At 55.1% G+C, this 25,792-nt stretch carries 24 protein-coding genes and 1 tRNA gene; 11 read left to right on the forward strand and 14 right to left on the reverse strand.

Translation table 11 applies throughout. The features are described from left to right. Positions 1 to 148: 148 nt before the first annotated feature. From EYY67_RS19350 to xerD, 6 genes are all read right to left on the reverse strand, one after another. Positions 149 to 222: transfer RNA gene (locus tag EYY67_RS19350), tRNA-Gly, on the reverse strand. 150 nt (positions 223 to 372) lie between these two features. Beyond that, positions 373 to 1,902, reverse strand: a complete 1,530-nt coding sequence (lysS, locus tag EYY67_RS19355) for a lysine--tRNA ligase (RefSeq protein ID WP_095923353.1) — start codon at positions 1,900 to 1,902, stop codon at positions 373 to 375. A gap of 9 nt (positions 1,903 to 1,911) precedes the next feature. Beyond that, positions 1,912 to 3,010, reverse strand: a protein-coding gene (gene prfB / locus EYY67_RS19360) for a peptide chain release factor 2 (protein WP_015696003.1) whose coding sequence is annotated in 2 segments (ribosomal slippage) — positions 1,912 to 2,934 and positions 2,936 to 3,010 — 1,098 coding nt in all. Because the reading frame shifts where the segments join, the coding sequence is not laid out codon by codon here. Positions 3,011 to 3,140: 130 nt separating this feature from the next. Beyond that, positions 3,141 to 4,874, reverse strand: coding sequence for a single-stranded-DNA-specific exonuclease RecJ (recJ, locus tag EYY67_RS19365; protein ID WP_095923355.1), 1,734 nt, complete (start codon positions 4,872 to 4,874; stop codon positions 3,141 to 3,143). A gap of 6 nt (positions 4,875 to 4,880) precedes the next feature. Next, entirely contained in the window at positions 4,881 to 5,600 is a 720-nt protein-coding gene (gene dsbC, locus EYY67_RS19370) for a bifunctional protein-disulfide isomerase/oxidoreductase DsbC (protein WP_095923357.1), read from the reverse strand. 25 nt (positions 5,601 to 5,625) lie between these two features. Then, complete coding sequence (gene xerD, locus EYY67_RS19375) at positions 5,626 to 6,585, reverse strand: site-specific tyrosine recombinase XerD (RefSeq protein ID WP_095923359.1); 960 nt, start codon at positions 6,583 to 6,585, stop codon at positions 5,626 to 5,628. Between the two features lie 99 nt (positions 6,586 to 6,684). On the opposite strand from xerD, the gene fldB reads away from it, so the two are divergent. Continuing rightward, positions 6,685 to 7,203, forward strand: a complete 519-nt coding sequence (fldB, locus tag EYY67_RS19380; RefSeq protein ID WP_095923361.1) for a flavodoxin FldB — start codon at positions 6,685 to 6,687, stop codon at positions 7,201 to 7,203. Between the two features lie 36 nt (positions 7,204 to 7,239). Here fldB and EYY67_RS19385 read toward each other — a convergent pair whose 3' ends face one another. Then, positions 7,240 to 7,692, reverse strand: coding sequence for a protein YgfX (locus EYY67_RS19385; protein ID WP_095923364.1), 453 nt, complete (start codon positions 7,690 to 7,692; stop codon positions 7,240 to 7,242). Beyond that, positions 7,673 to 7,939 carry an FAD assembly factor SdhE gene (sdhE, locus tag EYY67_RS19390; protein ID WP_131694201.1) on the reverse strand — a complete coding sequence of 89 codons (267 nt, stop codon included), beginning with the start codon at positions 7,937 to 7,939 and terminating at the stop codon, positions 7,673 to 7,675. Before sdhE ends, EYY67_RS19385 begins: the two co-directional genes overlap by 20 nt. Before the next feature lie 280 nt (positions 7,940 to 8,219). On the opposite strand from sdhE, the gene ygfZ reads away from it, so the two are divergent. After that, positions 8,220 to 9,212, forward strand: coding sequence for a tRNA-modifying protein YgfZ (gene ygfZ / locus EYY67_RS19395; protein WP_131694185.1), 993 nt, complete (start codon positions 8,220 to 8,222; stop codon positions 9,210 to 9,212). A 48-nt stretch (positions 9,213 to 9,260) separates the two neighbouring features. Here ygfZ and EYY67_RS19400 read toward each other — a convergent pair whose 3' ends face one another. Beyond that, the gene (locus EYY67_RS19400) at positions 9,261 to 9,791 is read right to left on the reverse strand and encodes a class IV adenylate cyclase (protein WP_095923368.1); all 531 of its coding nucleotides are present in this window, start codon (positions 9,789 to 9,791) and stop codon (positions 9,261 to 9,263) included. A gap of 199 nt (positions 9,792 to 9,990) precedes the next feature. Between EYY67_RS19400 and EYY67_RS19405 the strand changes: the two genes are divergently transcribed. Further along, positions 9,991 to 10,431, forward strand: a complete 441-nt coding sequence (locus tag EYY67_RS19405; protein ID WP_095923371.1) for a DUF1198 domain-containing protein — start codon at positions 9,991 to 9,993, stop codon at positions 10,429 to 10,431. A 56-nt stretch (positions 10,432 to 10,487) separates the two neighbouring features. On the opposite strand, the gene EYY67_RS19410 is transcribed toward EYY67_RS19405, so the two are convergent. Together EYY67_RS19410 and EYY67_RS19415 are read right to left on the reverse strand one after the other, a co-directional pair. Then, on the reverse strand, positions 10,488 to 10,823 hold the full coding sequence (locus tag EYY67_RS19410) for a DUF2002 family protein (protein ID WP_095923373.1): 336 nt from the start codon (positions 10,821 to 10,823) through the stop codon (positions 10,488 to 10,490). A gap of 126 nt (positions 10,824 to 10,949) precedes the next feature. After that, positions 10,950 to 12,146, reverse strand: a complete 1,197-nt coding sequence (locus EYY67_RS19415; RefSeq protein WP_095923375.1) for an MFS transporter — start codon at positions 12,144 to 12,146, stop codon at positions 10,950 to 10,952. A gap of 272 nt (positions 12,147 to 12,418) precedes the next feature. Between EYY67_RS19415 and EYY67_RS19420 the strand changes: the two genes are divergently transcribed. After that, complete coding sequence (locus EYY67_RS19420) at positions 12,419 to 12,724, forward strand: ElaB/YgaM/YqjD family protein (protein WP_095923377.1); 306 nt, start codon at positions 12,419 to 12,421, stop codon at positions 12,722 to 12,724. Positions 12,725 to 12,875: 151 nt separating this feature from the next. Here the strand turns inward: EYY67_RS19420 and mngB are convergent, their stop codons facing one another. Both mngB and mngA read right to left on the reverse strand, forming a co-directional pair. After that, complete coding sequence (gene mngB / locus EYY67_RS19425; protein ID WP_131694186.1) at positions 12,876 to 15,503, reverse strand: mannosylglycerate hydrolase; 2,628 nt, start codon at positions 15,501 to 15,503, stop codon at positions 12,876 to 12,878. Positions 15,504 to 15,560: 57 nt separating this feature from the next. Next, a complete protein-coding gene (mngA, locus tag EYY67_RS19430; protein WP_131694187.1) occupies positions 15,561 to 17,486 on the reverse strand; it encodes a PTS 2-O-a-mannosyl-D-glycerate transporter subunit IIABC in 1,926 nt (641 codons plus the stop codon). Positions 17,487 to 17,674: 188 nt separating this feature from the next. On the opposite strand from mngA, the gene EYY67_RS19435 reads away from it, so the two are divergent. Next, entirely contained in the window at positions 17,675 to 18,394 is a 720-nt protein-coding gene (locus EYY67_RS19435) for a GntR family transcriptional regulator (RefSeq protein ID WP_095923383.1), read from the forward strand. On the opposite strand, the gene pdxR is transcribed toward EYY67_RS19435, so the two are convergent. Further along, a complete protein-coding gene (gene pdxR, locus EYY67_RS19440) occupies positions 18,395 to 19,846 on the reverse strand; it encodes a MocR-like pyridoxine biosynthesis transcription factor PdxR (protein ID WP_131694188.1) in 1,452 nt (483 codons plus the stop codon). A 122-nt stretch (positions 19,847 to 19,968) separates the two neighbouring features. Here pdxR and EYY67_RS19445 point away from each other — a divergent pair, with 122 nt between their 5' ends. From EYY67_RS19445 to mgrA, 6 genes are all read left to right on the forward strand, one after another. Beyond that, positions 19,969 to 20,400, forward strand: a complete 432-nt coding sequence (locus tag EYY67_RS19445) for a carboxymuconolactone decarboxylase family protein (RefSeq protein ID WP_131694189.1) — start codon at positions 19,969 to 19,971, stop codon at positions 20,398 to 20,400. Positions 20,401 to 20,700: 300 nt separating this feature from the next. Then, on the forward strand, positions 20,701 to 20,940 hold the full coding sequence (nrdH, locus tag EYY67_RS19450; RefSeq protein ID WP_095923387.1) for a glutaredoxin-like protein NrdH: 240 nt from the start codon (positions 20,701 to 20,703) through the stop codon (positions 20,938 to 20,940). Positions 20,941 to 20,950: 10 nt separating this feature from the next. Then, positions 20,951 to 21,355, forward strand: coding sequence for a class Ib ribonucleoside-diphosphate reductase assembly flavoprotein NrdI (nrdI, locus tag EYY67_RS19455; RefSeq protein ID WP_131694190.1), 405 nt, complete (start codon positions 20,951 to 20,953; stop codon positions 21,353 to 21,355). After that, the gene (gene nrdE, locus EYY67_RS19460; RefSeq protein ID WP_131694191.1) at positions 21,337 to 23,499 is read left to right on the forward strand and encodes a class 1b ribonucleoside-diphosphate reductase subunit alpha; all 2,163 of its coding nucleotides are present in this window, start codon (positions 21,337 to 21,339) and stop codon (positions 23,497 to 23,499) included. Before nrdI ends, nrdE begins: the two co-directional genes overlap by 19 nt. Before the next feature lie 21 nt (positions 23,500 to 23,520). Then, entirely contained in the window at positions 23,521 to 24,504 is a 984-nt protein-coding gene (nrdF, locus tag EYY67_RS19465) for a class 1b ribonucleoside-diphosphate reductase subunit beta (RefSeq protein WP_095923393.1), read from the forward strand. A gap of 224 nt (positions 24,505 to 24,728) precedes the next feature. Next, complete coding sequence (gene mgrA / locus EYY67_RS19470; RefSeq protein ID WP_131694192.1) at positions 24,729 to 25,769, forward strand: L-glyceraldehyde 3-phosphate reductase; 1,041 nt, start codon at positions 24,729 to 24,731, stop codon at positions 25,767 to 25,769. The last annotated feature ends 23 nt before the right edge of the window (positions 25,770 to 25,792 follow it).

Consider the following 25,792-nt stretch of genomic DNA (forward strand, 5'->3'; position numbering starts at 1 on the left):
TGTGTATAGAAAAACTATACGCGATCATATACACATCAGACACTGGCTTTCAAGGGATGAGCTCGGACGCTAGCGGACTGAAAACCGGCTAATTCATTTGATTTTATTGGTTTTTTCGGATGCTTACGGAAGGTCTGGGAAGTACTTTTGGAGCGGGTGAAGGGAATCGAACCCTCGTATGCAGCTTGGGAAGCTGCCGTTCTACCATTGAACTACACCCGCATCGGTGTGCGACTGGCATTATAACCGGTTACGACGGCGGAGCAAGGCGTGATTGCGGATAAGCGCTGGAGTTTTAAGCAGTTAGCATGTGGCGTGATCTGCAGCATGAAAAAGGGCGCCGGAGCGCCCTTTTGTTGTTTCTGAGGAAACTTATTTCTGTGTCTGCGGACGCATTGCCGGGAACAGGATAACGTCGCGGATGGTGTGGCTGTTGGTGAACAGCATAACCATACGGTCGATACCAATGCCCAGACCGGCAGTCGGTGGCAGGCCGTGTTCCAGCGCTGTCACGTAGTCTTCGTCATAGAACATCGCTTCGTCGTCGCCTGCATCTTTCGCAGAAACCTGATCAGCAAAACGCTGTGCCTGGTCTTCTGCATCGTTCAGCTCGGAGAAGCCGTTACCGATTTCACGGCCACCGATGAAGAATTCGAAACGGTCAGTGATTTCAGGGTTCTCGTCATTACGGCGCGCCAGCGGAGAAACTTCTGCCGGGTACTCAGTAATGAAGGTTGGCTGGATCAGCTGTGCTTCTGCGGTTTCTTCGAAGATTTCAGTCACGATACGGCCCAGACCCCAGCTCTTCTCGATGTTGATACCGATAGATTCTGCGATAGCGGTCGCTTTAGCCAGATCGTCGAGATCAGCGACGTTGGTTTCCGGACGGTATTTGCAGATCGCTTCACGCATGGTCAGTTTGGCGAAAGGCTTGCCGAAATCGAAAGTCTGCTCGCCGTACTGCACAACGCTGCTGCCCAGAACGGACTCCGTCAGGGTGCGGAACAGGGTTTCGGTCAGAACGATCAGGTCTTTGTAATCCGCGTACGCCATGTAGAGTTCCATCATGGTGAACTCTGGGTTGTGACGCGGAGAAACGCCTTCGTTACGGAAGTTACGGTTGATTTCGAATACGCGATCGAAACCACCAACAACCAGACGTTTCAGATACAGTTCCGGCGCGATACGCAGGTACATGTCGATGTCGAGCGCATTGTGGTGAGTGATGAACGGACGTGCCGCTGCGCCACCAGGGATCACCTGCATCATCGGGGTTTCGACTTCGATGAAGCCGTTTTCCACCATGAAGCTGCGGATGCCCGACATGATCTGAGAACGGATCTTGAAGGTTTTACGGGAGTCTTCGTTAGCGATCAGGTCGAGGTAACGCTGACGGTAACGCGCTTCCTGATCCTGCAGGCCGTGGAATTTGTCCGGCAACGGACGCAGCGCTTTGGTCAGCAGACGCAGTTCAGAACAATGGATCGACAGTTCGCCGGTCTTGGTTTTGAACAGTTTACCGGTCGCACCCAGGATATCGCCCAGATCCCATTTTTTGAATTGCTCGTTGTAGATGCCTTCCGCGAGGTCATCACGCGCAACGTAAAGCTGGATACGGCCGCCGACATCCTGCAGGGTGACGAAAGACGCCTTGCCCATGATACGGCGGGTCATCATACGGCCACCCACGGTGACTTCGATGTTTAATGCTTCCAGTTCTTCGTTGGTCTTTTCGCCATATTTCGCATGCAATTCATCAGAGATGCTGTCACGACGGAAATCGTTAGGGAAAGCGATACCGGATTCACGCAGTAAAGCCAGCTTCTCACGACGAGATTTCAGCTCGTTGTTAAGATCTGGTACGTTTTCTGCGCTTTGCGCTGCTGGTTGTTGCTCAGACATTTTGGTTCCTCATAACCCGGCTTTCAAACTTGCCTCAATGAATTTATCCAGGTCGCCATCCAGTACGGCCTGCGTATTTCGCGTTTCGACACCCGTGCGTAAATCTTTGATACGGGAATCGTCCAGCACGTATGAACGAATCTGGCTGCCCCAGCCGATGTCAGACTTGTTGTCTTCCAGCTGCTGTTTGTCCGCATTTTTCTTTTGCATCTCATACTCATAAAGCTTCGCACGCATCTGCTTCATGGCCTGATCTTTGTTTTTATGCTGGGAGCGGTCGTTCTGACACTGGGTCACAATGTTGGTCGGAAGGTGGGTAATACGTACCGCAGATTCCGTTTTGTTGACGTGCTGACCACCCGCACCGGACGCGCGGTATACGTCGATACGCAGGTCGGCAGGGTTAATTTCGATTTCGATATCGTCATCCACTTCCGGATACACAAACGCGGAACTGAAAGACGTATGGCGACGGCCGCCGGAATCGAACGGGCTTTTACGCACCAGGCGGTGAACGCCGGTTTCTGTACGCAGCCAGCCGAATGCATAATCACCGATGATCTTGATGGTGGCAGATTTAAGCCCTGCGACTTCACCGTCAGACTCTTCGATCACTTCAGTTTTGAAACCCTTGGCTTCTGCCCAGCGCAAATACATACGCAGCAGCATGCTCGCCCAGTCCTGCGCTTCCGTACCACCGGAACCGGCCTGAATGTCGAGGTAGCAGCTCGCGCTGTCGTATTCGCCGGAGAACATGCGACGGAATTCCAGCTGTTCCAGTTTGGCGGTCAGAACATCGAGTTCGGCAACCGTTTCGTTGAAGGTGTCTTCATCATCGGCTTCAACAGCCAGTTCCAGCAGGCCGGTCACATCTTCCGCGCCCTGCAACAACTCATCGATGGTTTCAACGATAGCTTCCAGTGAGGAACGTTCTTTGCCCAGCGCCTGTGCGCGTTCTGGCTCGTTCCAGACGTCCGGCTGTTCCAGCTCGGCGTTTACTTCTTCGAGGCGTTCTTTCTTGGCATCATAGTCAAAGATACCCCCGAAGAACGACTGTCCGCTCGGACAGGTCCTGAATGCGGTTTTTAACCGGATTAATTTCAAACATGATTTTTCGCGTCTTACGTTAGATTCGGAGTTGGCCCAATGCCATTCGAACCGCCGATTCTAACGGAATTAGCGGTCTTTTTATAGCAAGGAGCCGTTTTTTTGCAGGGTTTATTGCGGGCGAAAATCGCTTATTTCGGCCATAAATGTTCGATGATCAGCTGAACGCTACGATTTCCCCGAAATTCATTGATATCCAGCCGGTAAGCAAGCTGCACTTCGCGGATGCTGCTGTCCGGCCAGAACGTCGGATCGATATTAAAGGCAATGCCGTCGAGCAACGGGCCGCCGCCGACAGGCTCAATCATCAGCTTGAGATGACGCTCTTTAAGCAGCTTTTGTTGCAGGATGCGGAACGTACCGTCAAACGTCGGTTCCGGGAACGCCTGTCCCCACGGACCGCCGTCGCGCAGCATCTCCGCGGTATCAATCGTCAGCTCACGGGCGGAAAGCTCGCCGTCCGACCAGACCACCCCTTCCAGATGGGAAGGATCCAGCCATTCGCCGACCAGTCCGGCGAACTTGTCGCGAAACTCGTCGAATTTACTTTCTTCCAGCGACAAACCGGCGGCCATCGCATGACCACCAAACTTCATCATCAGACCGGGATTGAGCGTATCGAGGCGCTCCAGCGCATCGCGCATATGCAAACCGGCAATCGAACGGCCGGAACCTTTCAGAATGCCGTCCCCTGCCGGTGCGAACGCAATGACCGGCCGGTTAAACCGTTCTTTCAGGCGTGATGCCAGAATGCCGACCACGCCCTGATGCCATTCCGGATGGTACATCGCCAGCCCGAACGGCAGTGCGTCAGTGCTGCGCTCCAGCTTGTCACACAACGCCAGCGCTTCGACCTGCATGCCCTGCTCTATCTCGCGGCGGGTCTGATTCAGCGCATCCAGATCACTGGCCAGCGCGCGCGCCTGTCCGATGTCTTCGCTGAGTAACAGCGCGACACCGACCGACATATCATCGAGGCGTCCGGCAGCATTCAGCCGTGGTCCGAGCGCAAAACCCAGGTCACTGGCACACAGCGTGCGGGCTTCGCGCCCTGCCACTTCAAGCAGCGCGCGGATCCCCGCCCGGCATTTTCCGGCACGGATGCGGTTCAGCCCCTGATACACCATGATGCGGTTATTGGCATCGAGCGGTACGACGTCCGCCACCGTGCCGAGCGCCACCAGATCCAGATGTTCCGCCAGATTGGGGATCGCCAGGCCGTTTTGCTCAAACCAGCCACTTTCACGCAGTGCACTGCGCAGCGCCAGCATCAGGTAAAACGCCACGCCAACACCCGCCAGCGATTTGGAGGGAAACTCGCAGCCAACCAGATTCGGGTTAATGATCGCTTCGGCATCCGGCAATGTTTCGCCCGGTAAGTGGTGATCGGTGACCAGCACCTGAATGCCTTTTTCGTGGGCAAGTGTCACGCCCGCGTGGGAAGAAATGCCGTTATCAACGGTGAGGATCAGCTCCGCACCGCGCGACGCCGCCTGTTCGACGACTTCCGGGCTGAGGCCATAGCCGTCTTCAAAACGGTTCGGTACCAGATAATCCAGATTCCCGCAGCCCATGCTGCGTAACGACAGCAGCGTCAGCGCGGTACTGGTTGCGCCATCGGCATCAAAATCGCCGACGATAATAATCCGCAGACGATCAGCCAGCGCTTTTTGCAGCAAGGCGACGGCGGTATCGATGCCATCGAGCTGCTGATACGGCAGCATGCCGCGCACGCCGCGCTCCAGCTCCTGACTTTGGGTCACACCACGGGCGAGATACAGGCGGCGTAACAGCGGGGAGAGTTCGGCGGGAAGATCCACGCCAGTCGCCGCCTCACGGCGGCGAAGTTGAGTCTGCAAGGTCACGAAAAATCAACCACCGGTTTTATGTGAAGGATCCTGCTGGTCGAGCATAGCGGCCATTTCTTTTGGCGGCTGATAACCAGGGATCAACGTTCCGTCTTCCAGCACGATGGCCGGAGTACCTGTCACCCCGAACTGAACGCCCAGCTCAAAGTGTTTCGCAATATCACTGGTTTTGCAGGTCGCAGGCGTGATGTCATCGCCACGCATTGCCGCATCAAAACTGGTCTTGCGGTTACCCGTACACCAGATCGACTGCATGTCTTTCTCGGTTTTGGAATTCAGCCCCTGACGCGGGAACGCCAGATAACGCACAGTAATGCCGAGATCGTTATAGTCCTGCATCTGCTGATGTAACTTGTGGCAATAACCGCAGGTGATATCAGTAAACACGGTAATCACGTGTTTTTCGTTTTTGGCTTTATAGATGATCATCTCGCTTTGCAGCGCATCCATCTTTTTCACCAGGGCTTTGTTGGTGACATTCACCGGATGATTACCGCTGACGTCATACAGCGGGCCCTGCAAAATATGTTTACCGTCGTCGGTGATATAGATTGTGCCGCTGTCGGTCGATACCGCACTCAGCCCGGTTACCGGCGTAGGCTGGATCCCGGCACTGCTCATGCCCAGTTTACCCAGCGTGGCTTTGATTGCGGCTTCGTCAGCATGGACCGCGGAGCTCATACACGCAGCCAGAAGTGTCAGCAGCATTAAACCTTTTTTCATCATGTCGTCCTTTTTCTCCGGCACATTACGCACGGGGATGATGTTGTTGATGTAGCAGTTTGAGTCGTTCGGTCGCTACATGGGTGTAGATTTGTGTTGTCGATAAGTCACTGTGACCTAACAACATTTGCACGACGCGCAGATCCGCACCGTGATTCAATAAGTGGGTTGCGAAAGCGTGGCGCAGAACGTGGGGGGACAAGCGTTCCGCATCAATGCCCGCAAGGATCGCATAGTGTTTGATGCGATGCCAGAACGTCTGGCGTGTCATTTGCTGCGCCCGGTTGCTGGGAAACACGATATCCAGTGACTGACCGTTAAGCAGCCACGGCCTGCCGTGTTCGAAATAATTTTCGATCCAGTACACCGCTTCTTCGCCCATCGGCACCAGCCGCTCTTTGTTACCTTTACCGATAACCCGTACCACACCCTGCCGCAGACTGAGATCGCTGAGCGTCAGCCCGACCAGTTCGGAAACCCGCAAACCGGTGGCGTACAGCAGTTCGAGCATGGCTTTATCCCGCAGTTCAAGCGGCACATCGACGCTCGGCGAGGCCAGTAAGGCGTCAACCTGTGCCTCACTGAGATCTTTGGGCAGACGCTGCGGGAGTTTTGGGGAAGACAGCAACGCGGTCGGGTCGTCCTGACGTACGGATTCGCGGTTCATGTACTGAAAGAGACGACGCATGGCGCTGAGCAACCGCGCAGAACTGGTTGCCTTGTATCCACCCTCAATCCGTTCGGAGAGGAAAGACTGTAAGTCTTCGGCGCTGACCTGCAGCAGATCCGTGTTGTTGTGATGCAGCCAGCCCAGCAGGGATTTCAGATCCTGACGGTAAGACGACAACGTATTTTCCGCGAGATTGCGCTCGATCCAGAGCATATCCAGAAACTGCTCGGTGAGGCTCTGATCGGCCTCGTTAACCGCTTGTGTCACCTGCTCAGGCGTAACATCCTGAGGGCTCACATTGTCTTGTTTTGGCATTCCGACTCCTCTTACTCACGACGGCCATTATGCCTTTCATGCGCCCAAATCTGCTACACTGCCTGCCATTCGTATTCTGATAACGTTATGGCAGCAAGTATGAAGATTGGACTTTTCTACGGTTCCAGCACCTGTTACACCGAAATGGCGGCGGAAAAAATCCGCGATATTTTGGGCGAAGAACTGGTCGATTTGCACAACATTAAAGATGTTGATCCCGACAGAATGGAAGACTACAGCATCCTGATCCTCGGCATCCCGACATGGGATTTTGGCGAAATCCAGGAAGACTGGGAAGCGGTCTGGAATCAGCTTCCGACGCTGAAATTACGCGGCAAAATCGTGGCCATGTATGGCATGGGCGACCAGCTCGGCTACGGCGAATGGTTCCTCGACGCGCTCGGCATGCTTTATCATCAGCTGGTGCCCCTTGGCGTACGCTTCATCGGTTTCTGGCCGACAGAAGGCTTTGAATTTACCAGCCCGAAACCACTGAGCGCCGATGGCAAACATTTTGTCGGCCTGGCGCTCGACGATGTGAATCAGTTCGATCTCACCGAAGAACGCCTGCAACAGTGGTGTGAACAAATCCTGCTGGAAATGGACGCCCTGCTGTAACGCCTGCCTTTCAGAACCGTCTAAAATGACAGTGCCTCAGCCCGGTCTGACCGGGCTGTCGGGCTGGTTACTGAGCAAAATCTGCCGCAACCGCCGCCACTCTTCCAGACTCATGCTGTCCGAGGCCAGCCATAACCGCTGCCTTGAACTGCGCATCGCCTGTGCCAGCCCGCCTTTGCGTTTTTCACGACGCAGGGAGAGCAGCACGCCACTGCTTATCATCCACACGGGCTGTTTAATCTGCCATTCATGACCGCGCCATAACAGACGGTGATCCTCCAGCAGAATAATTTCGCCGGTGCGCGCCGTAATACGCCGCTGGCTGCGGATGCATTCAAACAGCACCAGCAACAGCAGCGTCATCCATACCGGCCAGTAACCTGCAGGCCAGGGTGCCAGCAAAATCAGCAACATCACTGCACCATAACTTCCCAGTGAAATCAGCTGACTGCGCCAGGACACCCTGAGATCACATCGCCACAGGGCCACGGGCTTTGTTTCGTGTCTGAATGAGTGCAACCATGCGCTGCAATTCGCTGTCTTTCGGCTCGCCGTGGTTCATCAGCCAGTTGAATAAATCAGGATCATCGCAGGTCAGAAGACGCACAAAGACTTCTTTGTCGGCGTCGCTCAGCGAATCATATTCGTATTCGAAGAACGGCATGATGGAGATATCCAGCTCGCGCATGCCGCGACGGCATGCCCAGTGAACGCGTGATCGATTATTAATATCCAGTGGGTTTTTGCTTTCCATAACGAGACTCTTCTTTTTGGGATACAGAATGAGAATTCTTTTATATAGAAAGCGATTCTAACAGCCCGTTGCGCCTGCACGTAACTTTTCAGTGCCCTGATTTGTCAATCTACGTGATGTGCCGGAAAACCTGATGCAAACCTGTTGCCTGTCTGACATTCTCTGGAAGGCATCCCGTAAAAGGCACCAATAACTGTTTTCAAAGCCGGTGGGCTCTTTTACCATGAGGCATCAGTCACATTTCATAGACCGGGATTAGACAATGGCTAACGAATTTCCCTTTCCACCGCAAAAACCTTCAGCGTCTTCCCACCTGCCGCTGACATTAATTTCTCTGGAAGACTGGGCATTGGTGACAATGACCGGCGCAGACACGGTGAAATATCTGCAAGGGCAGGTCACCGCAGATGTCGATGCGCTGGCGGCGGATCAGCATATTCTCTGCGCGCACTGTGATGCCAAAGGGAAAATGTGGAGTGATTTGCGACTGTTCAAACGTGGCGACGGCATGGCGTTTCTTGAGCGCCGTAACTTGCGTGACGCACAGCTCACGGAAATGAAGAAATACGCGGTATTTTCCAAAGTCACCTTCACGGCCGACGATGATGTGGTGTTGCTGGGCGTGGCGGGTTTTCAGGCCAGTGCCGCACTGACAGGGCTTTTCTCAACGTTGCCGACGGCTGAACAGCAGGTTGTACAACAAGATGAAACCACCTTGCTGCATTTCTCGCTGCCCGCAGAACGTTATCTGATCATCACCAGCCCGGAAAAAGCCCGTCAGGTGGTGGAAGAACTGGGTGAACAGGCGCAGCGCAACGACAGTCAGCAATGGCTGGCGCTGGATATTGAAGCCGGTTTCCCGGTCATTGATACCGTTAACGCCGTCCAGTTTATTCCTCAGGCCACCAATATTCAGGCGCTCGACGGCATCAGTTTTAGCAAAGGCTGCTACGCCGGACAGGAAATGGTCGCGCGGGCAAAATACCGTGGCGCGAACAAGCGCGCACTGTACTGGCTGGCCGGTAAAGCCAGCAAAGTACCCGCCCCGGCGGACGATCTCGAACTGCAACTGGGTGAGAACTGGCGTCGTACCGGCACGGTTCTGGCAGCGGTTCAGCTCAGTGACGGCACCCTGTGGGTTCAGGCGGTGCTGAATAACGATCTGGACGCCGATGCCACCCTGCGTGTACGCGACGATGCCACCAGCCAGCTGAGCATTCAGCCGCTGCCGTATTCGCTGGAAGAAACTAAGTAACACTCACTGACATCACCGCCTTCGATCCACAAGGCGGTGATGATTCACTTAATCGTGATGGTGTTTGCCTTTGGCATTGAGCAAATCAACATACGCCTGATCCACCAGTTCCTGACGTTCAATGCCCAGTTTTTCCAGCAAGTCTTCGGCTATCGCAATGCCCTGTTCCGGCGTTTCGCTCTCGTCCAGCACCACCTCAAACTCAAGATAATCCCCCAGATGTCTGACCCGATCGAGATGCAAACGGGTCTGGCCGGTCATAAATAACGTCCGCTGTTTGATGACCCGCCCGGCAGCGCCGTAAGCCAGCGTCAGAGTTTCACGCAGACTGTCCGGATCCTGAGTTTCGGTCAGCTGGTAAAAACTGGTTTTCGGGCCTGCCTGATCCGGACGCTGATAGAAAATCAGTTCGCCGCGATCAGGCGAAAAAGTGCGTAATTTAAGCCGTCCGTGCGGGCAGATAAAAAAGGTATCGTCCTGATCAATGATGTCCGGCAAGCCGTCGGCAAGCAGAGCAAGTTTTTCATACATCGCTGAAAAATCATCAATTCTGGCTTTAATTTCAATGTTTCTGGCCATCCGTTACTCCTTTAATGGTTCACGACTTTAGCTGATTTCATCTGTATCCCATGACCTTACAATGACATTCTGCGAAGCGGGCGCAAATTCTTTGTCACTCCTTCACGTATTTCCTGTCATTAGCAGATAAACTCCCCACATCGGGTGTTGCATGCACCTTTCACATCACGCCAGAAAAGGCCGGAGGCCAGAGTCCAGAATGATATGGATTATGCTTGCTGCAATTGTTGTGGTTTTTATTGTGGGTTATTGGTTTATGACGGCAGACACCCGTAAAGCGAACGCGTCTCTCGCCAGTCTGTTGAAAATAAAGCCGGTTTATATTGATTCCATGTTGCTGGAAATGGGCAAACGTCAGAGCCAGATGTTTATCCGCTCAATCAGCGGGGGCTACGCTGAAGAGATCCGCAAAGCCGCCTACGTTGTGTTTATTTATCAGACATTCATTAAAGATCCTTCGGAAGAGAATATCGTCCGCTGGCGAAACATTCTGGTGCGCGCACATCTGTCGCCGCAGTTAAGCAGTGAACACGCCGAGCTGGCGCTGTTCTATTTTGCTGAACTGGATATTGAACCCTTCGAACTGGCGCAGTTTCGGCGCAACTACAACGAAACCTATAACCAGATCCATCTGGTTTAAACGTAAAAAAGCCGCTGATTCAGCGGCTTTTTTGCATCCCCGGCATCGCCAGAGGATTATCTGAAAACGTTATCCAGATAACTCGCCAGGATCTGGCGTGAACTGAAACCGTGGCAGATGCCATAGTAGGTTTCGTTGTCGCTGGAGACATCCAGCGGGAAATTCTTGTACGCATCACAGCTACGAAACGATGCTGTCGGTTCCGCAAAACGCTCACTGCGCTCTTTCAGCGCCGGGTGTATCACCAGGGCAGTCCGGCCAAACCGCGCTTCCCGGTTTACATACACATAATGCTCGCCACGGCGATAACCGTAAGCTTTATCATCAACAAAATCGCGTTCAAACCCTGAGGTTTCTAAAACACGTGCCACTTCATCTGGCCGTAAATACATGGTTGCTCCTCGCTTCTTTAACCGCAAGGCGACCTTACCGCAATAACTCTGCCAGACAATGCGTTTATCCCAAATTTTGGCGTATTTAGGATTTATCTAAACGTCTTAACCCTGCCAGGAAAAAGGCTATTCTGCGGGAGATTGCCGCGAAGTGTTCACCCACAATCTGAGCGTCAGCAGCCAGGCAATCACCACCATAAATGCCGCAGCAAGATAAATAGACGGCGTACCCAGATGCGAAATAATCAGCCCGGCAACCGGCCCGGTGATACCCAGCCCGAGATCCAGAAACGCGGAATACAGCCCCAGCGCCGTGCCCTGATTTTGCGGCGGCACCTGTTTGACCGCTTCGACGCCCAGCGCCGGGAAGATCAGCGAGAAGCCTGAACCGGTAAGGAAGGCACCAAACTGTACCGAGAGCGGATCGTGTCCCAGCCAGATCATCAGCAGACCCGCCACTTCAAACACAAAGGACACCAGCGAGACGCGCAGGCCGCCAAAACGGTTAATCATGTTGCCGAACACGAGACGGGCGCCGACAAATCCGAGACTGAATAAGGTGAGCGTAAAGGCCGCCCCGCTCCAGCCTTTATCGGCGTAATACAGGGTAATAAAGGTGGCGATGACACCAAAGCCGATGGTGCCGAACCCCAGCCCGAGGCCATACAACCAGATGCGCCCGACCACCGCTTTAAAGGCAATCCGTTTACCGGAGGTGACGGAAATGGCGGCTTTCATACAGGCCAGGATCGCGGCGAAGGCGGCGGCAACCACAATTAACACCGCCACGCCCATCAGCCCGTAACCGTGATTAAGCAGTACCCCGAGCGGCGCGCCGACCGCCATTGCGCCATAGGTCGCCACGCCGTTCCATGAAATCACCCGCGCCGTGTGTTTCGCGCCGACCGCGCCAATCCCCCACAGCGTGGTGCCGGTGCTGCCGAAGCTTTCGCCGACCCCGAGGAAAATACGCCCGACGCACAGCAGCAACAGACTCGCCAGCGGAATGGCGGAGAGCAAATACGCCAGCACATAAAAGACGCCGCTGATGCCGCAGCAGATCATGCCAAAAATCACCACCCGTTTTGGCCCCAGCAGGTCGGCATAACGTCCGGCATGCGGGCGGCTGATCAGCGTCGAAAAATACTGCACGCTGATCACCAGCCCCGCCAGTACCGAGTTATAACCGAGGGTGTTGTGAACAAATCCCGGCAAGACAGCAAGCGGTAAACCGATGGTCAGATAGACGACAAAAGTGAACAGCATGAACGACAAAATGCGTTTGTTGAGCAGAGCGTTAGAGCGAAGCGTACTTAAAGACATGGGCGGACCCGAAATGAGATCACAGACAGTGGAATCAACAGTATAAACAGGTTTTCCTCTCAAATCGGGCTAAAAATGTTATTGGCTGTAACGCCGTTTCGTTTTGCAGAGAAATCTGAGCCGCGTCACGCCAGCCCGCGTCCGGCCTGCCTTTCTGCGACAGCGTCATGGTCTGAAAAGGCCGCTAATCACAGTCCTTTGTCCTTAAAGAACCATCTGGTACAACATTATGGTCTATGCTTAATCCTACAGTTCACACAAGGAGAGACGAAATGTTTAAGAAAACAGACAAAGTAGAAAAAAATATCGATCAGGACGTAACCCTGCTGGCGGACACGCTGGATGAAGTGCTTCAGTCCGCAGGTGATAAATCTAAGGATGAGTTGGAAAAAATTCGCAGTAAAGCGCAGGGTGTTTTGCGTGAGACTCGCGCCCGTTTCAACAGCGAAAAATTAAGCCAGCAGGCACGTGATGCGGCGGCCACAGCGAACGATTATGTGAAAGATAATCCGTGGTACGGCGTCGGTGCCGGTGCGGCTATCGGTATCGTTATCGGTGTCCTGCTGGGACGTCGTTAACGTAAAAAGGCAATTTGTGATGTCTCACTCCTGTGTCGGGAATATGCCTTAAAAAGCTGAGACCTCCGCGTGGCTCCCTCATTGCCGCGCAATTGCTAAAAAGAGGACGGAGCCTTCGGGCTCCGTTTTCTATTTTTGGATCCCGCCAACGTTAAAAATGAATGCGAAAACTCTTCGACTGACAGGGTTTAAATTCTCCCATCTGCCCGCTGCCATTTTCCGTGTTCACGTCCGTTTCATCCATGCGGACTTCCTGCCAGCCGGTGACTTCGGTATTGATCTGCACACTGTCCGCCAGGCTTTGCGTTTCCGACGGGTTATAGACCCGCACAATCAGCGCCTCGTCATCTTCGGCTTTTTTCAGCGCACTCAGCACCGTGCCCGAAATGCATTTTTGCATCAGGCTGTAACGCGACGGCGTCTTGTTGTCCGTCAGATTCAGCTTCATCGCGTCATATGGGATCTTGTTGTAGGTGCGCACCGGCGTCAGGTAATCCTGCGCATGTTGCATCACGCTGGCCTGAAGATGATCGCCGCTGAAACCCAACAGCGCGAAACGGTAACGCTGTTGACCGGGCATCTGGGAATCCGGCGTCGGCATTTTGATACCGGAAGGACGCCCCGGTCGCAGCAGCAGGTTTTCTTTGCCGAGCACGCCAACGGCACGGAACAGCGTCAGCGCGAAGGTATCGCGTTTTTCCCCCACCACTTCGAACTCGCGCAACCCTTCGGTAAACAACGCCAGTCCCTGATGCCCGTCCTGCAACGCCGCAAAATTCATCAGTTGCCACACCGGCACCGGCGCTTCTTTCCAGCCTTCCGCTTCCCAGTTTGCCATGGCCGCGTCATCCACCGGACGGGTGATGCAGCCGAACTGATTGTCAGCCACCACTGTCTGGCTGGCAAACGGCGTCGGGATCAGTACCCGCAGGCGGTGATCTTCAGCGCGGTTTTCCAGCGCCATGTCGATCTCAATCCGGCGGCTGTTTTTCGCCAGCGTCACGGTGATGGTCACTGGCATTTCACTGCTGAGCGTCCGCGCAGCGCGATCTTCCAGCGTGCGGGGGAGCGGCATGTTCAGCGAAATGGTCGCCGTGCTTTGCCACGGCTGATGCTGATAGCTGACCTCTGCCGTCAGGTGACCGGAAGTGAGCAGCCACTCGTCGCGCGCCGGAGAATAATCGTATTCGTCGCCGTCGTCAGAGCCGTTTTCCAGTTCCAGTACCTGCTGATAGCGGCGGAAAGTCTGTTTATCAAGAATATCCAGCGTGCCGTTCGGGTTAACCGTCACGCGGTAATAATCGTTTTCCAGCGCCTGATCGCCCTGTGGTGCGGGCAGTGAAATACCCGGCTGATGCGGCGTCACGTTCAGCGTCACGTACCCCATCGCAGGCAGCGTGGCGCAAAGCTGGATGTCGTATTCCATAAACGGATCGTAATTGCCGTAATGCACGATCTGTCTGTCTACCAGCCCCGGATCGATCTCCCGCGCGTCGCGGATGAAATACGGCACCTCATGACCCTGATCGTCCGTCAGGCTGAAAGACGAGGCGCGGATGCGGATCGTGGTATTGACCGTTTCCTGACGCGGATGCAGCGAGAAGTTGAACAGCGCCAGCCGGTCAGCGGTATGGCCGTCGGGTTGCAGGTTGTCGATGATTTTGCGCAGCGTGAACTGAATGAGGTTTTCGGCCATGTCGTCGGCAAGAATAAACCGCGACATAATTTCCTGATGAACCTTATCGCTGCAACAGCAACCGATGCTGTCGTGCGCGTGGTTCTTCATGATCTCTTTCCACATCTTTTCGATCAGGCCGTGGTGATAATCAAAACCTAAGCGCCAGGCGAGAGAACACAAGGGTTCGAGCACGTTGACGATTTTGTTCTCAATCGCCGCATTTGCCTGTTTGATGTCCATGCGGGTTGAGGAAATGGTGCGGTGAACGCGCATGTATTTACCGTCGTTGAACTCCCCGCGCAACAGCGCCAGTTGCGGTTTGATGGCGTCGATACGGTCAAAGATCTCTTCAAAACGGCTGAGCTGAAAACTGCGCTGCGGATAGATCCGGCGCAGCATCTCCATGATGGGAAAGATATTTTGTTGTATCGGCATCTGGTCATGGCCGTTGGGCAGCAAAATATCGCCGGTCAGCGATGCCGCTTCCAGCACCGGCAGGTATTTATCCAGCCGCTCGCGCAGCGCGTCTTCATCCTCCGGTAAATATTTGCCGATAGCGTAACCCAGCGGCAGCACCTGTACGGTGACTTCGCTGCCGTCGTGGCTCTGCCAGCGGAATTCGGTTTTATCCGTACCATGACGTTCCGAGCAGCCACGCCAGAACATGGCGTGTTGCAGGCCAAAACCGTTAAAGATGTGCGGTAGCTGGGAGGACATACTGAAAGAATCCGGCAGATAACCGATTTTCATGGGTTCGCCGAACTCGCGGCAATCGCGCATGCCATACAGCAGATTGCGCAGGATGGATTCGCCGCTGACCACCATCGTGTCGGTCTGCGTATACCACGGGCCGATAATCAGTTTTCCGGCTTCAACCAGCGTCTTCACACGTGGGCGGTTTTCCGGGCAGACGGCAAAATAATCTTCGAGGATCGCCGTTTGTCCGTCCATCACATAAAACGGATAACCGGCGTCGTTTTCCAGACGATCGAGGATCTCCGCCATATTGTTGACCAGCAGGATCCGCGAGGCTTCGGTAGTGAAATACCACTCGCGATCCCAGTGCATGTGCGGCGTCAGATGAACGCGGGAAACAGTCATAACATCGTTCCTTTCATGCCCTGCAAAGCAGGGCGCAATGTGAGTAAATCAGGGAGTTTATGCAGAGGCATCGTTAGAAAATTGCCCGTGCCGCACCGCGTAACCGCGCCAGCTCAGCAGCACCAGCGTGGAAATCACCGTGCCCGCCAGTGCCGCGCCCAGCCAGATGGCCGCCGCCTGCCAGCCGCCCAACCCGCCGTCGTGCAGCAGGAACATGGAGAAAATGCCCGCGCCCGGCGTGGAAAGGCCGATCCCTGCCGCACCGACGATCGCCCCGGTGACGACCGATCCCGTCAGGAAGGAGCCGATAACGCGCAGCGGATCTTCAATCGCCATCGGGATCGCCCCTTCGGTGATCCCGGCAAGGCCGAGCAGCCAGGTGGATTTTCCGGTTTCGACTTCAAAGGATTTGAACAGGTGCGGTGCGATCAGGGTTGAGGCAGTCACGGTGAAGGCCGAGACCATTTTGGTGGCACCGAAAATGGCGTACGGGCCGTAAACGCCGTTTGCCATCGCGCCGAGGCAAAAAGCATAGGCCGCTTTATTGATCGGCCCGCCCAGGTCAAAGGAGCACATGAAAGCAATCAGCGCGCCGAGCACAATCGCGTTGCTGCCGGATAATCCGTTCAGCCACGCGGTCAGGCTGCTGTTGAGCCACGCCACCGGTTCGCCGATTACAAACAGCATGATGCTGCCGGTCGCCAGCGTGCCGAGCACCGGATAGAGGTAAAACATCAGGAAGCCGTTGAAGCTGGCACTCAGACGGACGTGTTTTTTCATCCAGCGCATCAGATAACCGGCAATCAGCCCGCCCGCCACACCGCCGAGAAAACCTGCGCCGATCATGTTGGCGCACAGTCCGGCAGCAAATCCCGGCGTCAGCGCCGGTTTATCCGCCAGCGAATACGCCGTGTAAGCCGACAGCACCGGCACCATCAGGATGCCTAACATGCCGCCGCCGAGCTGACGGTACATCCACAGCCACGACTCTTTCTGCGCGTACAAGTCCTGCCAGCCAAACAGTTGCGCGATCAGCACGGTTACCGCCAGCAACGAGCCACCGGCGACAATCAGCGGAACCGCAAAGGAAATCCCGCTCAGCAGCGCCTGTTTTAAATCGGCTTTCACACTGGTTTTGTGCGGCTGGTCCGGCGTGCTGTCCACGGTTTCACCGGGTTTTCGCTGCATCGCCAGCGCCTGTTGCAACACCGCGCCGGCGCGGCGGATCGGTTCTGCAACAGGCACCTGCACGCAGGGGATCCCGGCGAAACGCTGGCTGTCTTTGATCGCCACTTCGGCGGCAAAAACGCAGGCGACGGCGCGATCACACTGCGCGGCCGTGATCGGATCCTCAATACCGTTGGCTCCCTGCTTTTCAACCTGAATGCGGATACCCAGTTTTTTCGCTGCCTTTTCCAGATATTCCGCCGCCATGTAAGTGTGCGCGATGCCTGCCGGACAGGCGGTCACACACACCACCAGAGGCGCATCGTCAGGCAGAACCTGCGGATGCGGGGTTTCCGTCGCGGGCTCCGCGCCCAGTAGCGCCAGTACCTGCGGCACATGTCGCGCCGCCAGCAGCGCCGCACGGGTGTCATCATCCACCAGCCGCGTGGTCAGCGCCGTCAGCAGATGCATATGGGTTGATCCGGCTTCCGCCTCGGGGATCGCCAGCAGGAAGATCATGTTTACCGGCTCTTCGCCGTCCACGCCCTGCCACGGCAGCGGGTTTTCCAGCGTGGCCAGGGCAAAAGCCGCACGCCGTACGCTGGCTGATTTGCCGTGCGGTACGGCCAGCCCTTCGCCCAGCGCGGTCGGGCCTTCGTGTTCACGTTCCGTCACCGCCTGCAAAAAATCCTGTGCGTTATCCAGGATCCCCTGCTGGTCGAGTTGCTGAACAAGAAACGCGATCGCCTGTTCGCGGCTGGCAAAGAGAGTATTGAGGTGTATCAGTTCGGGCGAGGTCAGTAATGTCAGATCCATAAAGTTGTCCTGTCTGAATCGATGAAAATTCAATATTTGTATTATTGTTGTATTGTATTTGTATTAAACATCAAACCCGCAAGAGATGAATGTGATCCAGATAGAAGATCTTTCGTTCAGTTGTCTGGTTTTTGTCATGTCGGCGAACTGCTACACTCGTGCGAAACAGCCAGACAGGAACCTGAAACGTGAGTAATCAGCCGCTTTACCGTCAGATCGCTGCGCAGATCCGCGATCAGATCCAGCGCGGGGAAATCAAAACAGGCGATGCGCTGCCGACAGAACTGCGTCTGCGCGAACAGTTTGGCGTCAGCCGCGTGACGGTGCGGCAGGCGATTAAGCTGCTGGTGGAACAGGGTGTGCTGGAAAGCGTGCAGGGCAGCGGAACGTACGTGAAGGAAGCCAAGGTCAATTACGATATTTATCAGCTGACCAGCTTTGACGAGAAGTTACAGCCTCTGGATATTCCCTCGCACAGCGAAGTGCTGGCGTTCTCGATTGTGAAACCCCCGATGGGCCTCGCCGAAGCGCTGGCGTTGCCGGAACAGGCGCGGGTGTATTACATCAAACGGCTGCGCTATATCGCCAGCAAGCCGGTGACGCTGGAAGAAACCTGGATGCCGCTGGATCTGTTCCCGGATCTGACGTACGAAGTCATGCAGGGATCAAAATATGCCTGGATGGAGCAGACCAAACATCTGGTGATTGACCGCAGCGAGCAGGAAATTATCCCGCTGATGCCGACCAAAGAGATGGTTTCGCTGCTGGGCGTGGCGGCGGATCAGCCGATTTTGCAGAAGATTTCAAAAGGATTTCTGGCGGACGGCACGGTGTTTGAATTCAGCCGCAATACCTTCCGCACCGATGATTATAAATTTACGCTGGTCGCCCGGCGGATGCCGCACTGATCAGCGGCTGCCTGCCACCACCTGCGCCAGCCGCTGCACCAGTTCGTCCGCCTGCGCCTGCGAGCTGATATTCGGAAACCCCATCAGCAGGCCGTTCGGACGTAACGCGTCGCCCCGTTCGCGGTGCTCAACCCGCCAGTCAGACAGCGCCTGCACCGCCAGCCCCTGTTCACGGGCATTTTTCGCGATCAGCGAATCATTCAGGCCGGCACTCAGCGTGGCGCAAAGCTGGATCCCGCCCACCTGCTGGCTCACACGTAACAGGTTCGCCGGAAACGCGGCGGTCAGCGCCTGCTCCAGATAGCCGCGCCGTTCGGCATACAACTGACGCATACGTTTCAGGTGCCGGTAAAAATGCCCCTGCTCGATGAACTCCGCGATACTGCTTTGCACCAACGGCGGCGTGCCGCAAATTCGCAGCGGGCAATACGCCTCGATTTTTTCCACCAGACTTTCCGGCACCACCACATAGCCGCAACGCAGCGCCGGAAACATCACTTTGCTGAATGTCCCTGCGTAAATCACCCTTCCCTGCGTGTCGAGGCTTTTCAGCGAGGGTAAGGGCTGGCCGTGATAACGGAACTCGCTGTCGTAATCGTCTTCGATAATCCACGCCTGTTGCTTTGCCGCCCAGTCCAGCAGCGCCATGCGCCGCGTTAAACTCATGGTCACGCCGGTCGGGCTTTGATGCGCAGGCGTCACCACCGCGAAGCGCGCATTCGCAAACTGCTTCACCGCCTGCGGCACGTTCATGCCTTCGTCATCGACATTCACCGCCATCGCCACCGCACCTGCCGCGCGGAAAAATGCCTGCGTCACCGGATAACCCGGATCCTCCAGCCAGACACCGTCGCCCGGTTGCAGCAGGCTGCCGATGATCAGATCCAGCACCGGCGCATAACCGCCGCAAATAAATATTTGTTCCGGACGGCAGGTAAATCCACGGGAAAGTTGCAGATAGCGGGCGACGGCGTGGCGTAAAACGTCCGTACCGGCCAGCGGCGGATGGCCTAAATCATTCATGCTGGTGTGACGGATTTGCCGCGAGACAATGCGCGACCAGATCGCGCGCGGGAACGCATCCAGCGCCGGAAGCCCGAGCTGGAAAGGCAGGGAAGAAACGGAAGGTAACATCGGATTGATCGGCTTACGCACGGCGTCTTTCCTGACCGGCGCGGGCGCGGGGGCGGACAAACTTTCCGGCGCACTGACCACGGTTCCGGCCTGCCCGCGGCTTTGCAGAAAACCTTCCGCCATCAGCAGGCCATAGGCATTTTCCACCGTGGCGCGTGCAACACCCAGTTCGCTGGCCAGCGCCCGCACCGAAGGCACGCGGCTGTCGCGTTTAAGCTGCCCTGCCATGATCGCCTGTTTTACCCGCTGATAAATCTGCCGGTAAAGCGGTTCTTTGTGCCGGGGTTCGAGCTGAAAGGAAAGACTGAAGCCGCGCATCATGACCTGTTTAAATAGACATTTTATGGCCCTGTAGTATAGACCATACGCAGCGTAAAGTAGCGGTCATTGAGGCGCACTGTGCGTCGCTGTTTAGCCCGAAAATCCCAGAGGAAATCATCATGACTGCACTTCGCCTGCCTTACTATTCTCTGTCTGCTTCCGTGATGGAGCCGATGAAAGCCGCGCTTGGCGCACTGGAAAACGGTCCGCTGGATAACGTCATCATTGAGCTGGCGTTCCTGCGTGTGTCACAAATCAACGGCTGTGCGTATTGTCTGGATATGCATTCCAAAGCGTTGCGCAAAATGGACGTCGCGCAAACCAGACTGGATCAGCTGGCGGGCTGGCAGGTCAGCCATGCGTATTCAGGACGCGAACGTGCGGCGCTGGCGTGGGCAGAATCGCTGACCTTAGTGGCGGCAACCGGCGCACCGGACACGGCCTTTGAGCCGCTGAAAGCGCAATTCAGCGACGTGGAAATCTCGGAACTGACCTTCGCCATCGGCCTGATGAATGCGTTTAACCGTCTCGCCGTGGGGATGCGCCAGTAAATTTTTGAGAATATAGTGTTTGTTTTTTGACCGTCGCATTGCCTTGCGTTGCGCAACAAATCCGGTCAAAAAAGTTTTTCCTCTCCAGCCCGCTGCCTGCGGGCTTTGCCGTTTTTGCAATAAGCAAATTTAGAAAATCTACATATTGTGTGGTTGAAAATTTAAATCACCACATCTAGTATTCACTTCATCGGGACGCCACGATGGCACCGACTCTCGCGTCTTTCCCCCGGCTCAGTCAGCCGCACAGCGGGAAGGCAAAAATTGTCTCTGATTTCTCACCAGATGGAAATACGAATCATGAGCATTATTATTTACAGTAAACCAGACTGTGTCCAGTGCAACGCGACTTACCGTGCATTAGATAAACAAGGCATCGCTTACCAGGTGGTCGATTTAACTCAGGATGAGCAGGCGCTCGGTCAGGTGCGTGCGATGGGTTATCAGCAGGTGCCGGTGATTGTGGCCGGTGACGACCACTGGTCTGGTTTCCGTCCGGACAAAATCAGCGCCCTGCGCCAGCTTCAGAACGCGTTCTGAGGACCGGCGGATGAATCCGTTGGTCTATTTTTCCAGCAGTTCAGAAAACACCCATCGCTTCGTCGGCAGAACAGGATTGCCGGCGATCCGCATTCCGACAGATCGTCAGCCTGAAAAATTGCGTGTCGACTTACCGTACATTTTGGTGGTGCCGAGCTACGGCGGCGGATCGGCCAAAGGCGCGGTGCCGACGCAAGTGATCCGTTTTCTGAACGATGAACATAACCGTTCACTCATCCGCGGCGTTATCGCTGCCGGAAACACCAACTTCGGCGCAGCGTATTGCATTGCCGGCGATATTATTTCCCAGAAGTGTCAGGTGCCTTACCTGTACCGTTTTGAATTGCTGGGAACGCCGGAAGACGTTGCAAAGGTCAGACAGGGAGTAACAGAATTTTGGCAGCGACAGAACTAGCAATCACCGACCCCGGCACCCGCAGCCCGGACTATCACGCGCTTAACGCGATGCTGAATCTGTTCGACGTTAACGGCCAGATCCAGTTTGATAAAGACCGCCTGGCCGCGCGCCATTACTTCCTGCAACACGTCAATCAGAACACGGTGTTCTTCCACAATCTGGCGGAAAAACTGCGTTATCTGGTGGAAGAAGGTTATTACGAAGCCGACGTGCTCAATCAGTATGAATTCGACGACATCAAGCGTCTGTTCAAACAGGCTTACGCCAAAAAATTCCGCTTCCAGACGTTTCTGGGCGCATTCAAGTATTACACCAGTTACACGCTGAAAACCTTCGACGGCAAACGCTATCTTGAGCGTTATGAAGATCGCGTGTGTATGGTGGCGATGACGCTGGCGCGCGGCGATATTCAGCTCGCCGGGCATTTTGTCGATGAGATCATCTCCGGCCGTTTCCAGCCTGCCACACCGACGTTCCTCAACTGCGGTAAAAAGCAGCGCGGCGAACTGGTGTCGTGTTTCCTGCTGCGCATTGAAGACAACATGGAATCTATCGGTCGCTCGGTCAATTCGGCGTTGCAGCTTTCCAAACGCGGCGGCGGCGTGGCGTTTATGCTGACCAACATCCGTGAAGTGGGCGCGCCAATCAAGCGCATCGAAAACCAGTCTTCCGGCGTCATTCCGATCATGAAAATGCTGGAAGATGCTTTCTCATACGCCAATCAGCTCGGCGCACGTCAGGGCGCGGGCGCGGTGTATCTGAATGCTCATCACCCGGATATTCTGCGATTCCTTGATACCAAACGCGAAAACGCCGACGAAAAAATCCGTATCAAGACCTTGTCGCTGGGCGTGGTCATTCCGGATATCACCTTCGAACTGGCGAAGAACAACGAAGATATGTATCTGTTCTCGCCGTATCACGTCGAGAAGGTGTATGGCGTGCCGATGTCCGAAATCAGCATCAGCGAGAAATACCGCGAGATGGTGAACGACAAACGCATTCACAAAAGCAAAATCAACGCGCGCGAATTCTTCCAGGTGCTGGCGGAAATTCAGTTCGAATCCGGCTACCCGTACATGATGTTTGAAGACACGGTCAACCGCGCCAATCCGATCAAAGGTCGCATCAATATGAGCAACCTGTGTTCGGAGATTTTGCAGGTGAATTCGCCGACGATCTACGGCGAAGACCTGTCTTATCAGGAAATCGGCAAAGACATTTCCTGTAATCTCGGCTCACTGAATATCGCCTCGGCGATGGATTCACCGGATTTCGGCAATACTGTCGAAATGGCGGTGCGTGCGCTGACGGCAGTGTCTGACATGAGCCATATCCGTTCGGTGCCGTCTATCGATCAGGGGAATCAGGATTCGCACGCCATCGGCCTCGGCCAGATGAATTTGCACGGTTATCTGTGTCGCGAGCGTATTTACTACGGCTCGGCAGAAGGTCTGGATTTCACCAATATCTATTTCTGCACCGTGGCTTTCCATGCGATCCGCGCATCAAATCAGATCGCTATCGAGCGCCAGCAGTCGTTTAAAGGCTTCAAAGATTCTGCCTACGCCAGCGGCCGCTATTTCGACAAATATGTCGATGACGCCTTAGCCGCGAAATGGCAGCCGAAAACCGAGCGTGTGCGTGAACTGTTTGCCGACGCCCGCATTGCCATCCCGACCACCGCAGACTGGGCGGCGCTGAAAGAGTCCGTGATGCAGCATGGCCTGTATAACCAGAATTTACAGGCGGTGCCGCCGACCGGTTCTATTTCTTACATTAATAATTCGACGTCGAGTATTCACCCGATCGTGTCCCGCGTGGAAATCCGCAAAGAAGGCAAGATTGGCCGTGTGTATTATCCGGCGGCATTTATGACCAATGACAATCTGGATTACTACCAGGATGCCTATGAAATCGGCCCGGAAAAAATCATTGATACCTACGCCGAGGCCACGCAGCACGTCGATCAGGGGCTGTCGCTGACGCTGTTCTTCCGCGATACCGCCACCACGCGCGACATCAACAAAGCGCAGATTTACGCCTGGCGCAAAGGCATCAAAACCATTTATTACATCCGTCTGCGCCAGATGGCGCTGGAAGGCACCGAAGTTCAGGGCTGCGTTTCCTGCACGCTGTAACCGATTGAAAGGACTTAAAAGATGAGCGCAGTAAAACAATTGTTAGTGCCACAACCGGTCAGCAAAGCCATTAACTGGAACAAAATCCAGGACGATAAAGATCTGGAAGTGTGGAACCGCCTGACGTCGAATTTCTGGCTGCCGGAAAAGGTGCCCTTATCGAACGACATACCGTCCTGGGCGACGCTGAGCGCCCAAGAGAAACAGCTGACCATCCGCGTGTTTACCGGCCTGACGCTGCTGGATACCGTGCAGAACGTGGTCGGCGCACCGACGCTGATGAAAGATGCGGTGACGCCACACGAAGAAGCGGTTTACTCGAATATCTGCTTTATGGAAGCGGTGCATGCGCGTTCTTACAGCTCGATTTTCTCGACGCTGTGCGCCACCGTGGACGTGGATGAAGCCTACCGCTGGAGCGAGGAAAACGTCGCGCTGCAAAACAAAGCCGCGATCATTTTGTCGTATTACGACGGCGAAGATCCGCTGATGAAGAAAGTCGCCAGCGTGTTCCTCGAATCCTTCCTGTTCTACTCAGGTTTCTATCTGCCGATGTACTGGTCGAGCCGCGCCAAGCTGACTAACACCGCCGACCTGATCCGCCTGATCATCCGTGATGAAGCGGTTCACGGTTACTACATCGGCTATAAATTCCAGAAAGCCCTGGCGCTGGAAAGCGAAGAACGTCAGCGTCAGATCAAGGAGCAGGCGTTTGATCTGATTCAGGATCTGTACGACAACGAGATCCGCTACACCGAAGAGCTGTACGACGGCGTAGGCTGGAGCGAGGACGTGAAGAAATTCCTGCATTACAACGCCAATAAGGCGCTGATGAACCTCGGCTACGAAGCCCTGTTCCCGGCCAGCATGGCGGATGTGAATCCGGCGATCCTCTCCGCATTGTCGCCAAACGCCGACGAAAACCACGACTTCTTCTCCGGATCCGGCTCTTCCTATGTGATCGGCAAAGCCGTTAATACCGAAGATGAGGACTGGGATTTCTGATTCTCCTCGCGAAGAGCAAGGTTTGCTTGTGCTCCTTCCCCTCTCACGAGGGGAAGGTTGGGATGGGGTGTGGGTCAGCGACTCAATGGCCATTAATACCCCACCCCAACCCTCCCCTTCGCAGGGGAGGGAGCTAAAACCCACTTTCTGATGTTGCCGTTATTTTTCTCAGCGTTAGTATAGAAACAGTGTTTCAAAACCCTACGCTCAGAAAAGGAAACATCATGCCTTATACGGCCTCCCCCTTCCGCTACGAAACCATGCAATTCCGCCGCTGCGGTCAGAGCGGTTTAAAACTCCCGGCACTTTCTCTCGGTCTCTGGCACAGCTTTGGTCATGTCAGTCAGCTGGAATCGCAACGCGCCTTACTGCAAAAAGCCTTTGATTTAGGCATCACTCATTTCGATCTGGCGAATAACTACGGACCGCCTCCGGGTTCAGCCGAAGAGAATTTTGGCCGTTTGCTGAAGCAGGATTTCGCCCCGTATCGCGATGAACTGATCATCTCCACCAAGGCCGGTTACGACATGTGGCCCGGCCCGTACGGTTCCGGCGGGTCGCGCAAATACCTGCTGGCCAGTCTCGATCAGAGCCTGCAACGCATGGGGCTGGATTACGTCGATATCTTCTATTCACACCGTGTGGATGAAGAAACGCCGATGGAAGAAACCGCGGCGGCGCTGGCTTACGCTGTGCAAAGTGGCAAAGCGTTGTATGTCGGGATCTCCTCTTACTCGCCGGAACGTACCGAGATCATGGCGGAGTTACTGCGTGAGATGAAAGTGCCGCTGCTGATCCACCAGCCGTCGTACAATCTGCTGAACCGCTGGGTGGATAAGAGTGGTTTGCTGGATACGCTGGACCAAAATGGCGCAGGTTGCATTGCCTTTACGCCGCTGGCGCAGGGGTTGCTGACCGGGAAGTATCTTAACGGCATCCCTGACGGCTCGCGTATGCAGGTGGAGGGGAATAAGGTGCGCGGGCTGAATGCTAAGATGCTGTCAGAGGCAAACCTGAACAGCCTGCGGTTGCTCAATGAGATGGCGCAACAGCGCGGACAGACGATGGCGCAGATGGCGCTGAGCTGGCTGCTGAAAGATGAGCGCGTGACCTCGGTGCTGATTGGTGCCAGCCGCCCTGGGCAACTGGATGAAAACGTCAGGGCGCTGGAGAATCTGCGTTTCACCGCGGAAGAACTGGCGGCAATTGATCAGCATGTGGCAGATGGAGAATTGAATCTGTGGCAGGCTTCGTCAGATAAGTAAAACGTGAAAACAGTCAGGGCGGA

The sequence above is a fragment of the Rahnella victoriana genome, assembly GCF_004330295.1.
Lineage (GTDB): Bacteria > Pseudomonadota > Gammaproteobacteria > Enterobacterales > Enterobacteriaceae > Rahnella > Rahnella victoriana.

Bases quoted from the DNA above. Each gene is read 5' to 3' on its own strand.
- EYY67_RS19410 (WP_095923373.1), bottom strand. From the start codon at position 10,823: ATGTATTTACGGCCAGATGAAGTGGCACGTGTTTTAGAAACCTCAGGG.
- pdxR (WP_131694188.1), bottom strand. From the start codon at position 19,846: ATGCGCGGCTTCAGTCTTTCCTTTCAGCTCGAACCCCGGCACAAAGAA.
- fldB (WP_095923361.1), top strand. From the start codon at position 6,685: ATGAAGATTGGACTTTTCTACGGTTCCAGCACCTGTTACACCGAAATG.
- EYY67_RS19420 (WP_095923377.1), top strand. From the start codon at position 12,419: ATGTTTAAGAAAACAGACAAAGTAGAAAAAAATATCGATCAGGACGTA.
- nrdF (WP_095923393.1), top strand. From the start codon at position 23,521: ATGAGCGCAGTAAAACAATTGTTAGTGCCACAACCGGTCAGCAAAGCC.
- dsbC (WP_095923357.1), bottom strand. From the start codon at position 5,600: ATGAAAAAAGGTTTAATGCTGCTGACACTTCTGGCTGCGTGTATGAGC.
- nrdH (WP_095923387.1), top strand. From the start codon at position 20,701: ATGAGCATTATTATTTACAGTAAACCAGACTGTGTCCAGTGCAACGCG.
- ygfZ (WP_131694185.1), top strand. From the start codon at position 8,220: ATGGCTAACGAATTTCCCTTTCCACCGCAAAAACCTTCAGCGTCTTCC.
- EYY67_RS19445 (WP_131694189.1), top strand. From the start codon at position 19,969: ATGACTGCACTTCGCCTGCCTTACTATTCTCTGTCTGCTTCCGTGATG.
- EYY67_RS19415 (WP_095923375.1), bottom strand. From the start codon at position 12,146: ATGTCTTTAAGTACGCTTCGCTCTAACGCTCTGCTCAACAAACGCATT.
- lysS (WP_095923353.1), bottom strand. From the start codon at position 1,902: ATGTCTGAGCAACAACCAGCAGCGCAAAGCGCAGAAAACGTACCAGAT.
- mngA (WP_131694187.1), bottom strand. From the start codon at position 17,486: ATGGATCTGACATTACTGACCTCGCCCGAACTGATACACCTCAATACT.
- xerD (WP_095923359.1), bottom strand. From the start codon at position 6,585: ATGCCAAAACAAGACAATGTGAGCCCTCAGGATGTTACGCCTGAGCAG.
- EYY67_RS19400 (WP_095923368.1), bottom strand. From the start codon at position 9,791: ATGGCCAGAAACATTGAAATTAAAGCCAGAATTGATGATTTTTCAGCG.
- mngB (WP_131694186.1), bottom strand. From the start codon at position 15,503: ATGACTGTTTCCCGCGTTCATCTGACGCCGCACATGCACTGGGATCGC.
- nrdI (WP_131694190.1), top strand. From the start codon at position 20,951: ATGAATCCGTTGGTCTATTTTTCCAGCAGTTCAGAAAACACCCATCGC.
- mgrA (WP_131694192.1), top strand. From the start codon at position 24,729: ATGCCTTATACGGCCTCCCCCTTCCGCTACGAAACCATGCAATTCCGC.
- EYY67_RS19405 (WP_095923371.1), top strand. From the start codon at position 9,991: ATGATATGGATTATGCTTGCTGCAATTGTTGTGGTTTTTATTGTGGGT.